We start from the raw sequence: 15611 nt of genomic DNA, 5'->3' as shown, positions 1-15611 counted from the left end.
AGAGTTTTACCAATTATTTCCTGACATGATCAGCACCTGGCTTTCCGTTCCGTATTTGATCTCATTAAGGAAGATTTCTTTTCCTTCATCCAACGGGATCATAGAAATTCCTCTGCGTTCGTACTCAGATTCCAGGGTGGAAGAAACCATTCCGGCACCTTTCCATGGTCCCCAGTTGATAGAGATTACTTTTCCTTTTAATCTTTTGTTTAAAGCATTCGCGTAATCATCCAGTACACTGTTGGCTGCCGCATAATCTGTCTGACCTTTGTTACCGTATACTGAAGCGATACTTGAGAATAATACTACAAACTGACAGTCGGAACGAAGCTGTTCTGCCAATACACGCAGGGGTTTCACTTTGGTGTCAAATACACGTCCGAAAGAGCTTGTGGTCTTTTGTTTGAATAATTTGTCTTCTAAAAGACCTGCTCCGTGGATGACTCCATCCAGACGGTCGTATTTTTCATAGATATTGCTGATTAATCTGCTCAAACCTTCTTCGTCACAAAGATCCAGCGATTGGTAAATGATCGTATTTCCAAGTTCTTCCATATCACGGATGGTGCGAAGAATCTGATTGTTTTTGAAAATTTTCGTTGTTTCTTTTTCAATCTCTGCCGGAGAAGTGAATTGTCCGGATCTGATCAGGAATCCTCTGATTTCCTCTTTGGTTTTCATTCCCTGAAAATCTTTCGCAGAAAGTTCATTTCTTGGGTCTGCGGATCTTCCTACCAGAATATAGGTACAAGGATAAGCCTGAGACATATGCTTTACCAGTTCGGCGGTGATTCCCTGTGCGCCTCCAAGTACCAATACCACAGATTTCTGATCCAACTGGATATGCGCTTCATGCAAGCTTGTGGATAATGGAGAAGGGATGATGTCTATTTTATGTCTCTGATCATTTTTGTAAATGATTTCAGCGGGTTTATCATTTGTAAGGATTTCCTTTAAAGTAATTTCAGCAATCTGATCCACTTCCTGAGGCGTGCTAAGGCTGATCAGTCTGCAGGCGGTATTGTCAAATTCTCTGGCTAAACTTTTGAAAAGTCCCGGGTAACCCTGATGATGGCGCAATACGCTTACATCTGTGATTTCCTGAAGATGTGCAGGAATATCAGAGATCAGGTATACCCATTTTGCTTTATCAAAATCCAGTTTTTTGATCAGATCCACATGATCGATAATGCTTGGTTTATCTGCTGTTGAGAACAGGTCCAGCATAATTAATCCGTCAATGTTGGAAAGATCTTTTTCTCTATCTGCCACTTCTACGATGGCTCCGTGTTTTTCCAGAGCTTCTTTGATTGCGGAGGTATGAGTGCTGTTATCCTGGGTAATGGCAAAACGTTTTCCCTGCAATACTTCTGTGTTTTGCACTAAAGAAGGATCAGTAGGCGTGATGTCAAAACGAAGACGTGAAAGTACATTTTGAGCTGGTTCTGCTGTATTTTCTGTTTTCACTTCCTGAGTTGCTTCATTGGTTTCGCCATTCATTTCACTGATCCAGCTTGCCAGACCGCGAAGGGTTTTAATGGCCGCCAGTTTTTCCATCACATCATCCGCCTGTTCAAGGTTTTGACCAAAACCGATCTTGGTTTTAAGATCACCTATGATTTCCATACGTTTGATGGAGTCTATACTTAAATCCGCTTCCAGATCCAGATCAAGACCCAGCATTTCTTTCGGATATCCTGTTTTCTCACTTACGATATTCAGAATCGCATTTTGAAGATCTTCAAGAGAAAATGCCGGCTGAGCCTGTAGTTTTGAGGCTGCTGATTCAGCTGCAGATCCATTTTTTTCTGTGCCAGCAGTTGTTTCAGCACCTGAGAATTCAGTAAGCCATGAAACTAATCCGCTTAATGTTTTTATGCCTGCCAGCTGCTCCATAACGGTGTCTTCGCTGGTGTTTCCGTTGCCCAGAGTTCCCAGTTCGTTACGAAGTGTTCCGATGATTTCAACTCTTTTGATAGAATCGATGCTTAAATCCGCTTCCAGATCCATTTCCATACCCAGCATTTCCTGAGGATATCCTGTTTTGTCACTTACCACCTGCAGTAATAAGGATTTGATATCTTTTGAAGGAGCCTGTTTCACGGCTGCAGCGGCTACTGGTCTTTCCTGCTGAACAGGCTGAACCGGAATAGCAGAAACTGGCTGTTGAGCCGGAGCCTGATAAACAGGAGCAGGAAACGCCTGAGGGTTCTGTCCCATAAAGGAAAGCATCACATCGCGCTGTGCCTGTATCATTAATTTCATACTGTTTAAATATTCCTGCAGCATACGTTCAGCGGTAGATTGCGCTTCAGCTGCCGGTGCCTGATGATTCGTAGTAAAATTGTTCATGGGAATAGGGTTTATGAGTGGTAATGCACCATTAGATGGCAGATTACCATGAGTTGGATGGGCAGTCTGCCCGTTAACACGCCAGATGGCTGGACTTTTCTTATAAAGCTCAGGTTGGTTAAGATCAATAACCTTCACGTTTCGGCCATCAAAAAGTTTTTCAATATTAAAGCTTCGGCCGGTTCCTAAATATTGTGCCAGCATACAAAGCAGGTGACTGAATTTATTGTGGCTGTTGTCTTCAACATATAAGGTCAGCTGATCTTTTTCCAGACAGGATTTGGTTAATCCGGTAAGAACTTTTCCCGGTCCTACTTCAATGAAGATTCTTGCTCCGTCATTGTACATGGCCTGCAGCTGTTCTACAAATCTTACAGGCTGTACCAGGTGGTCAGTAAGTCTTTCTTTTATTTCTGCCGGATCTGCCGGATATACTTCTGCCGTGGTATTGGACCACACTGGAATCTGCATTTCCCCGAAAGAAATATCTTTCAATACCTCAGCATATAATTCCTTGGATTTTGCTAACAACGGACTGTGGAAAGCACAGGCAACTTCCAGTTTTTTAGCAGAAATCCCTTCCTGTTTAAGCGTCTCAAGCAGTTTATTGATCGCATCCGTACTTCCGGCGATCACACATTGTGTTGGCGCATTGAAGTTGACAGGATAACATCCTTCTACTTTCGCAATAATCGGTTGCAAACGTTCCGCTGTAGCGCTTGCTGCCAGCATTGAACCCGGATCTCCTCCTTCCACAGAATTTAAAATAGACTGAGCTCTCTGAACACTTAAGTCTACCAGTTTATTTTCATCAAATACTCCTGCAAAGCATAAAGCCGGAATTTCACCGTAGCTGTGGCCTGCCAGCATATCCGGAATAATACCCAATGATTCTAAGAATTGAGCCAATGCAAGGTCTACAATTCCTAAAAGTGGTTGTGCTAAACGGGTATCTTTAATGGTTTCTTTCTGTTGTTTTACATCAGCCTCATTAAAAGTTTTAGATGGGAAAACCACTTTTTCAAGCTCAGGATAATTATCAATAATCTTACGCATGGCCGGGAAAACGACAAATAAGTCACGGGCCATATTGATTCTCTGGCTGCCTTGTCCAGGGAATGTGAACGCTACTTTACCTTCTTTTTTATTCACGGTAAATGTATCTTTAGTCTCAATCCCTAGCAATACCAGCTCAACCTTCATCATCAGATCTTCAACCGTATCTGCCACAATGCTGAACTGGATAGGCTTTTCTGAACTGATGCTTAAGCTATAGGCAATATCCTGTAACGGAATACCATCATTAATTTCTAATAAAGTTTTAATCTGACCGGACTGTTCTTTCGCTTCTTCATACGTATCTCCACGGAAAACAAACAGTTCTGAAGGCCATGACTGCATGACAATTGAATCATCCTGCTTTGGATGGTTCGCAATAACGGTGTGGAAGTTTGTTCCTCCAAATCCGAAAGCACTGATTCCTGCATAACGGTTTTTCTCTGCCCATAATCCACTTTCCGCATGGAATGCAAACGGACTGGTTTCTGCATTGTAATACGCGTTAGGCTGCTGAAGGTGAAGGGTAGGTGGCTTTACACCGTGATATACTGCAAGAGAAGCTTTGATTAATCCTGCTAATCCTGCTGCGCATTTTGTATGACCAATCTGTGTTTTTACAGATCCTAAATGAGTCTGCCCCGGTAATGCCCCTGAACGGCTGAATAAATTAGTCAGTGCACTTAATTCGGTTTTATCACCTACCACCGTTCCTGTACCGTGAGCTTCCACTAATCCAACAGATGCAGGGCTTATACCTGCCTGGGTGTAAGCACGTTCTAATGCTCTTACCTGACCTATCTGTCTTGGAGCAGTCAAGCCCAATGCTTTACCGTCACTGGATCCTCCAACGCCCTTAATCACTGAATAAATACGGTCTCCATCACGTACGGCATCCTCATATCTTTTTAAAACAAGGATAGCAATACCTTCTCCAAGAGCAATACCGTCTGCATCGCTGTCAAATGTAGCACATCTTCCTTTTCTGGATAGGGCATGCGTGCTGGAAAACATCAGATAATCGTTAATTCCATTGTGTAAGTCTGCCCCTCCGGCAAGAACCATATCAGATTTTCCTAATACAAGTTCTTGACATGCCAGATCAATGGCTGCCAAAGAAGAAGCACATGCTGCATCTACCGTAAAGTTTCTTCCACCAAGGTCTAATCTGTTCGTAATCCTACCTGCGATTACACTTGCCAGAATACCCGGGAAAGAATCTTCAGTCGTATGTGGGAAGGCTTCTTTTACTTCTTCATGAAGTTCTCCGAAAACCTGCTTATAATATCCTCTGAAACTATAGCTGTTGGCAAGATCATTTCCTCCTTCAGCACCTATGATGACAGAAATGTTTTCTCTGTTGATGTGTTTTTCTCCATATCCTGCATCTTCCATGGCACGCTTGGCGACCAATAAAGTTAACAACTGAGTAGGTTCAATAGCGGCAAGAGATTGTGGCGGAATACCGAATGCCAGCGGATCGAAATCAATTTTGGGAATAAATCCTCCCCATTTGGAGTGGGATACATCCGGTCCGTCAGAATCCGGACGGTAGTATAATTCCTTATTCCATCTTTCGTCGGGTACTTCAGTGACACTGTCTTTTCCAAGAATGATGTTTCTCCAGTACTCATCAAGGTTTTTAGCTCCCGGGAAAATACATTCTATTCCTACGATGGCGATGTCCAGCGGTTTTTCAGTAGAAACGGGTTCTTCCGGTAATGCCGCCTCCTGAATATGTTCGTAATTGTCTACAACGCTTTGATGAAGTGCTGCCAATGAGATCACACGATTCTGCATGGTGGCTACCTGTCCGATCATATACATTCCTAAGTCCAGCTGATCCTCTTTAGGAATATTGACAAGCTTATCACCCTGACGTTCTATGCCTTTAGCAGCAATACGTAAACGGCCTACATTTAATTTTTCAAGCTGTTCCCAGACCTGTTTTTTATCCATTCCGGCAGCAAGAAGTTTTGCTTTTTCGGTGTTGAAATGGTGGGCAAATGCTGTATTTAAACAACGGGTTTCGTGTCCTGGAGCTGTTTCCAGCAAGACCGTATCTTTCGCCTGCATAGCCTGGGACTGAAATTCTTCCTGAATGGCACCTGTCTGTACAGCTTCATGAGTATACAGATAGGCTGTACCCATCAATACCCCGATTTTTACTCCTCTTGCAGCCAGCGGAGCTGTCATGATGGAAACAAATGCCGTTGAAAAGGCGTTATGGATTCCCCCTGCAAAAAATACACTGATGTTTTCAGGATGCTCTTCTTTTAAAATACGTTCAATTTGTTTTTCCCAAAGAACAGTACTGGACAGCGGACCTACGTGGCCTCCGCATTCACGCCCTTCAAAAATAAAGTTTTTAGCTCCTTCTTTAAGGAAAATATCCAGAAGAGCAGGGGACGGAACATGTAAGAATGATTTTATTCCCGCTTTTTCAAATACTTTAGCCTGTGCAGGTCTTCCTCCTGCAATTAAAACTACCGGAGGTTTTGCTTCCAAGATATAAGAGGTTTGCTCATCTCTTAATTCCTGAGGGGCAAATCCTAAAATTCCTACTCCCCATGTTTTTTCTCCGGCCAGCTTTTTGGTGTCCATTACCAAAGACTTTGCAGATTCTCCTTTCAATAAGGATAAAGCAACAAAAGGTAACGCTCCGGCATCTGCTACCGCGTTGGCGAATGAAGGAACGTCACTCACACGGGTCATCGGGCCCTGAGCAATAGGATATTGCAGTCCCAGTTCCTGAGCTAAAGAGTTTCCTTTATCAATTACTTTGAGTGCTTTTGCCTGCTTCAGATGTCCGTACATGGCTTCTTTGAAACCGAAGATAAGTTTTTTCAGTGTTTTAAAGTCTTCATACAGATCTATAGCCAGCGAAATGTCCTGTCCCATTGGAATATAACAAGTGCTGAGATCCAGGCCTGTAAAATATTGTTTCAGATCTCCGGCAGCTGCATTCTCGGGTAAGGAAGGTGAGTTGGGTCTCACCAATACACGATGATTGGCAATCACCTTAGTTTCTGTACCATTCAGTTTTGAGCATACTTCTTTCAGGTCCTGAGGAACTGAACTTTCGGGGAACAACGCTAGCTGGCTGTCCAGTACAATTCCTGTTGCTCCCAAAGCTTTTGTTGCCGCTGCGGTATGGAGACCTATTCCTCCCTGTACCCACACCGGAATGCTCTGGATTTCTTTGATCACACGCTGGAATAATACAAACGTGGATTCATAGCCTACCCATCCGCCTGCTTCATTTCCTTTGATAATGATTCCTTCTGCTCCCGCCTGTTCAGCCTGTCTTGCTTCTTCCAGACTGGTTACCTGATAAACTGCAGGCAGCGCAGAGGGCTTAGACATTCCGAATGGAAGGATCGCAAATCTTACCTTTTCAGGAATTTGAAGAGAGACGAAGTTGTCTGCAGAAAAATAAATACCATAAGATGGTACGTCTATCTGATCAAGTTGATGTAACGCTTCCTGTGCAGCCGTTATCTCATTTCCTAAACTTAAAACGGGAAATGCACCCGCCTGGTGTAGTCTGGATATAAGAGTAACGTCCGGCTTTTCAAAAGGCGTCAGTCCAATAATGGTTAAGTTTTTCATGGCGTGATAATTATTGAATGATAGCAGAGATTCATAACAATATGCTTTGCCTTTCGGTAATAAGGCAATTGCTTATCATTATGATATAATAAAATTGGTTTTTGTTAGATCGTTAACGAATTGAATCGTTTTATGGTAATTATTTAATGATCTATTGGTTTGGAATAGATTGCATAATATAAGGTTAGAGTCCGGTTGTTCAAAGGGCATCAGCCTGATTTTGGTCAAGTTTTTCATAGCATTTACGGTATTGGGATAGTTAATGTTATTTCATAACAAAACATCAATATCATTGGGATGTGCAATGATATTTTGTTATGATGAAATAAAAATAATAAAATTATATAATATGCTTAATCATAAATGCAATTTGATAACTATTTTTTAATATAAAAAGTTTAATTATTCAAATGCTATTAAAGTATATTTATTGTTTTATTATTCTTAGAAACGTGACGATACAATCTTAGTAATTTTAACTATAACTATTTATAGTTAAAAAAATGTTAAGCAAATATAGGAATAAAAAATAAAATATTTCAAAAACAAGAGATTTGTTTTGAGTAATATTACAAAAAGATAATATACAGTGATAAGAGTCGGAAAGTGTAAGAATCTCCTTTGTCAATCTGATAAATGGACAGCGCAAATTTATATAAAATTAATCAATGTATTGTGATTTACTTTAAATTATTTATGAATTTTTTCTATCTTTTTGATAAATAAACAGATAGGATATTTTAAGAATAATTAATATATCTTTTCGAAATTCATAAAAAAACAGTAAATGTATAAAATTGGTACTCTTTATTTTTTAAGGTAAAGAATCTGTTTATTAATGTGTTATCTATTGGTGATATTCTGGGATTTAAAAAAAACAATTGTTTTTTTTATTATAATTTTTTGATTACATGGGTATTTATAAAACTTTTGTATTTTTGTACTCTTAAGAACTCAATCATAATTTGATTTGATGAAATTATGATGTACATATGCCTGTATTTGTAATAGTGAGCTCGTTATCTCTTGTTTTTGCAATTAAGATAATGTAACGGGTTTCTAATCCTATCCATTACTCAATTCGTATTGACTTCCTTTTCTGAAATTGGCCAATTTCCGGTCGATCTTGAATAACTGTGGTCAGATTCCATAGATCCGACTTTTCGGGTGCATGATACAGAATTTGTTTTTGGATTTAAAAAGTACAACAAAAGAAAACAGGTATATGAAACAGACAACAATTTTCAGATCAGATGCTCACAAAGAAAGGGTGCTGGAGCAATATGATACTGCATTAGCAAATTTTAAAGGAAATATCCGTCAGCAGGCGGTCCCGACAAGCTTTGGAGAAACCCATGTTCTGAGTTATGGAAATGAAGATCATCCTAAGCTTATATTACTTCATGGAGCTAATTCTAACGCTGCATCCTGGATGGAGGATCTTGCTTTGTACAGCAAAGAATACAAAGTATATGCTATTGATATTATCGGGGAACCGGGTAAAAGTGAACAAAACAGACTTCCTTATAAAGGCAGTTATTACAGTGATTGGCTGTTTGAGGTTTTCCAACAGCTGAAAATAACAAAAGCTTCTTTGGTGGGATTGTCTCAAGGCGGATGGCTTGCGATAAAGTTTGCAGTCAGATATCCGGAAAAAATCAGTCAGCTTGTCCTTCTTTCTCCGGGAGGAATTGTAAAAACACAGCGTAGCTTTATTTTAAAAGCGATATTCTTTTCTCTACTTGGAAATGCAGGGAAGAGAAAAATCAATAAACTGATAACGGGTTCACAAAAAATAGATCAGTCTGTTCTGGACTTTATGAATCTCATGCAGTCTTCTGTGGATTCAAGGATGGACAAAGAGTATATTTTTTCTGATGAAGAATTAAAAAATATGACGATGTCTGTCTTTTTTATAGGGGGAGCAGGTGATGTGGTCAGGGATTCTCAACAAATAAAAGAAAGACTGGAAGGATTACTTCCTGATTTTGAATCCTATATTGATCCCGACAAAGGACATGTGCTGGTTGGGCTTGCAGATAAAATAAATACATTTTTACTAAAGAGAAGGAATGATTAATCCTTTATGCAAATTCTCCAAAACAAAATGTTTTGGAGAATTTGTTATATTCTATGTACTTGAACCTTTAAAAGATACTTAATCCATACTGTTTGGCCAGATCTAAAATCATATGATAGCCGGCCAGAGAATTTCCATGCTGGTCTAAAGCAGGACTGAAAACTCCGATTCCTATTTTTCCCGGAACACTTACGGTAATTCCGCCTCCTACACCGGATTTGCTTGGCAGTCCTACCATTCTGGAGTATTCACCGCTGAACTCATACATTCCGGCAGTCAGCATTTGTGATTCTATCAGTTTGGCCATATCGGCATTTTTAAAAGTGGTATCTCCGTCGAATCTTACACACTGGTTGGCAAAAAAGTAACCTATTTTGGCAAGATCCTCAGCGGTAAGTTCAATGGAACACTGCTTGAAATAGTTGTCCAGCTGGTCTTCGTTTCCTGAAATCAGTCCACTGTTTTTCATGATGTAAAACATCCCACGGTTGCGGTGTCCTGTTGATTTTTCAGATTCGTAAACTGATTTGTTGTAATCTATGGATGAATTTTTGGTAATATATCTTACCATATCCAGTATTTTCAGGAATGGTTTTTCTCCGTCACCGGAAATTAATGAAGTAGTAAGAATTGCCCCTGCATTCATCATAGGATTAAGCGGTTTTCCTGTAGTTTCAAGGTTGGAAAAATGGTTGAAAGGTTTGTCGGAACCGAAATATCCCATTTTCTCAAAGATGTTGGTTTCTCCTTTTTCATTGACAGCCACCATTAATGATATGATTTTGGAAATGCTCTGCATGGTGAATTTTTTATTGACATCTCCGGCATTGAATACTTTCCCGTTTTTGTCTACCACTGAAAAGGCTATTGCTTTAGCGTCCATTTTTCCCAGTTCAGGAATGTAATCAGCTACTTTTCCCTGGCTGTAATAAGCTCTGTTCTTCTCCAGGATGTTGTTTAGGGTTTTGTCCGAAATGGTTGATATATCTGCGGTTTTCTGAGCATAAACAATTGTGTTTAAGAAAATAAAAGCTGCTGTACAGATTCCTTTAGCAGAAAATAAAAAGCTGTTGTTTTTCATAGGAAAGGTGTATTCAAATATAATGTTGATGATAAGCCTTGAAAAACAAAGATAAAGTATTTTAATCTTGTCAGCAATTCTCATTACCGTAGTTACGAATATCGGTGCAGGTGGGCATAGGTGATGCTTATAGAAGAAGAATAAATTGCCGGATTGCATGAGAAATTTTTTAAGAAAAGAAACGGATAAAAGTTTGTTGTTTTACCTGTTTCGTATATGTGATTAATTTTAATTTAAATTATTATTTTAAAGTAAAAAATTAATTTTATTTACTTTTTTGTTGTTTGTTTTGGATTTTAATACGCTAAAATGAATGATTTTATTCTATTAAAATGGGGTTGGAGCGCTTAAATAGGCCGGAGCACAGGGATTTTTTTACATAACTAATGTGTTTGTGAAATAGTATATAATCACGAATTTGTTTATATTGTTGAAATTCAGTTGTGAAATAATGTTATTTTTTCACGATTAAATGATTTTTGTATTATTATTTTTATTAATTTGACAAAAAATTAATAACACTTTTTTAATAACTATGAAAAACAACACCTACTTTGGCAGGCAGCACGTCTTCAGATGGCTCCTGCTATGTTGGCTTCTGGTACCGTGGGTACTGCAAGCACAAGCTCAAATTACATGGACCGAAGAGGTCGGATGCCAGGAATTCCGCGGCGAAAAAGAAGGTCAGATCCCTGACAACGGTATCGCCAGTTCCTACATCAATTCTTCGCAGTGCCTCCGCGTCTGCGAGAAGTCAATAGACCCTGTCAAATATCTGGTTCAGGGATCCAACGTTTCTAATGTACAATGGTCAGTTTCGGGAGGAACTGCCACAATTTCCGGAACCGGAAATACCTTGGCGTATGTTACGTGGGGTGCCGCCGGTAATGGATCTTTACAGGCTGTTATCACATACAATGACGGAACTGTGGAAACACAGACCATCTGTATTGAAAAAATCAACAGGCCTATTGCTAAGTTTGAATTGCTTAATCTGGATTACACGGTATGTAATAATACAACGGTGTATTTTGATAACCTTTCCGAACAAAACGGAGGGTCAGATATTGTCAATTATTTCTGGCAGTTCGGAGATGGAACTACTTCCACTTCCACAGCTTTTGAACCGTCTCATGTCTACACTAATCCCGGTAATTACACCATTCAGCTTACCGTAACCAATAAGTGCGGATGCCAGAGCAAGTACAGAAAGGAAATCAAGGTAGTAAAATCTTATCCTGTACAGATCAATTGTGCTTCTGTAGTATGTGAAGGAAGTACTGAGAAATACAATGCTCAGGATGGATGTAACAAAGGACAATGGAAAGTTATTGGTGGAAACATTATAAACAATAACGGTAACGAAATTGAAGTAGTTTGGGATCAGGTGGATCCTCTGGACGGTTTCGGATATGTCATGTATATGTCTGAATGTGCCTGCCCTGAATGGACTACAGTTAAAATCCCAGTGATTTTAAAGAATGCAAAAGTTAAAGGACAGGATAAAGTATGCGCCGGAAAGCAATATACCTATTCTATTCCTCAATGGCCTACGACAAAAGTTAACTGGAATGTATCCGGGCCTGGAACAGGGCTGCTGGTCAATACCCAGCAGAGAAATGAAATTGTTTTCTCGGCTACACAGCCCGGAACATATCACCTTGAGGCAACCTACTACAATACTTTATTAGCTTGTGAAGGAAATGCTTCTATTGATATCACTGTTGAACAGCCTGTAACGATAAGCGGCGGTACGGATGAGATCTGTGCGGGAACAAGCCAGACATTTACAGCTACCCCTAACGTACCTGTTATCTGGAAAGTAACTACCGGAGGCTCTACTGTGACTTCGGGAGTAGTATCCGGGCCATTCAGCTATACTTTTAACACTGCGGGAACTTATACTATCGTTGCTGTGAAGCAAGGAGGGGATTGTGAAAGTAACCCAAGAATTATTAAGGTATTACCAATTCCGCAGCCTCCTACAGGAACTATTTCAGGAGAGAATAAAGTATGTCCTGGAAAACCTTATGTATATACCATCAGTTCAGTGGATCCGGGAATGGTACCTGTTTGGAGTGTCACTAACGGAACCATCCAGGGCAGTAATGCAGGATCTTCTGTAACGGTTATCTTTAATACGGGGGCTTCATCATATTCAGTATCTGCACAGAACAAATCGATGAGTAATGCAGGATGTCTTTCTGCTCCGATTTCGTTCAGTGTAGCGCCGTTAGATCTTAATACCATTACGGTTAATCCTAATCCGGGCGGGCCTTTCTGTCCGAGCAGCACACAGACATTTACTGCAAATCTGAACGGTATTGTTCCTGATTTTATGGAATGGACATTCGCAAGTCCTAACTTCGGAAGTGTTGTAGGAGGACAGGGTACCAGTAACATTACTGTCAACTTCAACGAAATCTCTACAACAAGCAGCACTATGCTGAACCTGAGAGTTGTAAAATGTGGAGTTACAAAAATCATCAGTGTTCCGGTATCTTTATTACCGCTTCCTGTGGTAAGCTTCATAAATGTTGGAGGAATCTGTTTAGGTTCCAACCTTACATTCTCTGTTGATCAGGGATCAATCACTTCAGCAACGGGTGTAACTTTCACTTTTGCAAACGGAAATACCTATAATACCACTTATAATCCATCAGGAAATTACAGCTTCCCGAATAACGGATATATTCAAAACGGATCAGGAAGTAACGTTTCTCAAACGGTTACAGTAACTTATACAGGAACTAACGGATGTAACTATAAGCCTACTGCAAGCGCAAACTTTACAATCTATCCTGAAACTATTATTACAGTTTCTCCGGTATATAATATCCTGGTATGTGATCCTACAACAATGACACCGTATACGCTTACGGCAAATAGTTCTACAGGGCTTACCAATATTACTTCCTGGCAGTGGTTCCAAAACAATTCACCTATATCAGGTGCTACCACCAACTCATACACCATAGGCGGTGCAGGTGCTTTTGGAACTTATAGAGTGCAGGCTGTAGATATTAATGGTTGTGTGGTTTCTTCACAGAATATTAATGTGAGCCAGCTTTGCCCAAGCAGCGGAACTTGTAATACAGATCCTCAGATCAACTTTACAGCTGCGTGGTCAGGTTGTAATACAATTTCAGCATCAGGGTTAACGTATAACGGAACTCCTGATCAGATAGAATGGTCATCAGACAACGTACTTACTTTAACTTCTCCTCAGGGACAGCCTACAGCAACGTATCAGACTACACTTGCGGGAGCACATATTGTTTTTGTACGTTTAAGATATGGTTCATGCTGGTACAGCAAAGCAGTAGAAGTAAGAAAGAACTACGAGCCTAAATTCAGTGTAAGCACGGTGTGCAGCGGGGGCGGGTATAACGTGACTCTGTTTAACAGCTCTACTATATTTGAGATTAACCAGTCATCTATTACATATACATTCACCAGCCCGGGTCAGCCAACTCAAACAGGACAGACGGCTACTTATAACAACCTTGCGCCAGGTACTTATACCTTTACCATGACAATGTCTGCACCAGGGAAACCGACGTGTACCACTACACAGACGATTACATTAGCTCCGGTTCCTAGTACCAGCTTCCTGGTTCCGGCATGGCTATGTGTACGTGAACCTATTACATTCACTGCACCGGGATACAACTCGGCTAATACCTACACATGGCTTTTTGATGGTACGGCGTATGTAGCTTCGGGAGCAACTGCTACGGTTACCTATAATACAAGTGGTGCCAAGACAATACAGCTAAAAGTAACTACTCCTAACGGATGTGTATATACTTCACCAATTGCAAACATTAGCGTGAATGAAGCTTCCATTGATGGTAATATTTCACCTGTTAACGTACTTGCCTGTGCAGGATCTGTTCCTACACTTGTATTTAATGGTTCGGTAGGAACTGCCAGCCAGTATATCTGGATGAATGGTTCACAGCCGGTGCCTGGAGCTCCAAATTCAATGACATTCACGCCTACTCAGTCGGGAACTTACTGGCCGGTATTGGTATCACCTGATGGTTGTAAAACAAGCATCATGAGTACTAAACCTGCAACAGTAACGGTTAAAAATGCTCCATATGTAAATATTTCTGGTAAAGCTACTATCTGCGCAGGATCTTCTACCATACTGACTGGTCTTGTAACAGATAATACATTAGAATACCAATGGAAGAAAGCAGGTTCAGTAGTTATACCATGGACTTCTGCTCCTTATCCGATCACTCTTAATACAGGATCATTAGCTGCAGGTACCTATGTTTATACTCTTGAAGTAAGAACTCCGGGTACATCAGGATGTGTAAGCTCTAAAAACTTTACCCTTACGGTAAGTAATCCGCCATCATCTATTACGGCAACGTATAGTTTGGTGAGCTGCCAACCTTATAAAATCCAGTTAACTGCATCAGGGCCATCTACAGGAAATTATAACTGGAGTAATGGAATGTCTGGTCAGACAATTACAGTCAATGAAGGTGGTGTATTCCAGGTTACTTATACTGCGCCAAGCGGTTGTAAAGTATCCAGCTCTGTGGAAGTACCATTAAGCCTTGAAAGCCTGATGTGGGTATTCCCTACAGGTTGTTATGATGAATGTCTTAGAGAGAAGAATTACATTATAGGACCAAAAGGGGTATTTGATCATCATGACTGGATGTTGTTCGGAAACAGTATTCAAACCGGGAACAATAACTTTATCTTCCCGTTATATATCGGCTCTCCTGGTACATACCAATTACAGGTAAATCACTTAGGATGCCAGTATACATCAGGAACCATGAATTATTATCCAGGTAAAGATTGTGGATACGAAACAGATTGTAAGATTGAAGGAGATATTAAACCAATGAAGTGGGTAGGAGACCATTACTCTGTTTCTGGTATTATTCACAATGCCGGAGGACAGCCAATAAGTCTTAATGTTTCAAGTGTTAACGGATACGGAACTTATATTCCGTCTATTATTACCATTCCTGCAGGAGGGGTGTATGATTTGAATGCTAATCCGTTAGCTTTCTATCCAAATCCAAACTTCCAGGGTACAGACGAGGTTTTATTCTATAATGAGACATGTAAGTTTAGTACCAAAGCGGTAGATCCGGAATGGATAGGCATGAGAAGTGCATCAAGAAGTGTTACCGCTGCTGCTGTTTCTTCTCTGAAAATGATGCCAAATCCTGCGAAGGAAAAAGTGAAAATCTCATACAATACAGGTAACGAAAAGTTATTGGCAAAACAGATTACAGTTTTTGATGCCATGGGCAATGTCAAATTCCGTAAAGAAGTGAAAGCGGCTTCCGGAGAGGTAGACGTGGAAGTTTCCAGCTGGCTGCAAGGTGTTTATATCGTTATTGTACAAACGGGAGACACATCATTACAAGGGAAACTAATTAAAAATTAGTG

4 protein-coding genes are annotated in these 15611 nt (G+C 40.3%); 2 read left to right on the top strand and 2 right to left on the bottom strand.

Annotated elements, in window-relative coordinates:
• Positions 1-6: 6 nt before the first annotated feature.
• On the bottom strand, positions 7-7020 hold the full coding sequence (locus V0410_RS08535; RefSeq protein WP_330747135.1) for an SDR family NAD(P)-dependent oxidoreductase: 7014 nt from the start codon (positions 7018-7020) through the stop codon (positions 7-9).
• A 1225-nt stretch (positions 7021-8245) separates the two neighbouring features.
• Here V0410_RS08535 and V0410_RS08530 point away from each other — a divergent pair.
• Entirely contained in the window at positions 8246-9100 is an 855-nt protein-coding gene (locus V0410_RS08530) for an alpha/beta fold hydrolase (RefSeq protein WP_330747134.1), read from the top strand.
• Positions 9101-9167: 67 nt separating this feature from the next.
• On the opposite strand, the gene glsA is transcribed toward V0410_RS08530, so the two are convergent.
• Entirely contained in the window at positions 9168-10181 is a 1014-nt protein-coding gene (gene glsA, locus V0410_RS08525) for a glutaminase A (protein WP_330747675.1), read from the bottom strand.
• A gap of 535 nt (positions 10182-10716) precedes the next feature.
• Between glsA and V0410_RS08520 the strand changes: the two genes are divergently transcribed.
• Entirely contained in the window at positions 10717-15609 is a 4893-nt protein-coding gene (locus V0410_RS08520; RefSeq protein ID WP_330747133.1) for a PKD domain-containing protein, read from the top strand.
• Positions 15610-15611: the final 2 nt, after the last annotated feature.

Source organism: Chryseobacterium sp. CP-77 (assembly GCF_036362765.1).
GTDB classification, from domain to species: Bacteria; Bacteroidota; Bacteroidia; order Flavobacteriales; family Weeksellaceae; genus Chryseobacterium; species Chryseobacterium cupriresistens.
The sequence above is the reverse complement of the archived record's forward strand: the minus strand, read 5'-3'. Positions and strand labels throughout refer to the sequence as shown.

Coding starts and splice junctions, on each gene's coding strand:
- V0410_RS08520 (WP_330747133.1), top strand. CDS start 10,717: ATGAAAAACAACACCTACTTTGGCAGGCAGCACGTCTTCAGATGGCTC.
- V0410_RS08530 (WP_330747134.1), top strand. CDS start 8,246: ATGAAACAGACAACAATTTTCAGATCAGATGCTCACAAAGAAAGGGTG.
- V0410_RS08535 (WP_330747135.1), bottom strand. CDS start 7,020: ATGAAAAACTTAACCATTATTGGACTGACGCCTTTTGAAAAGCCGGAC.
- glsA (WP_330747675.1), bottom strand. CDS start 10,181: ATGAAAAACAACAGCTTTTTATTTTCTGCTAAAGGAATCTGTACAGCA.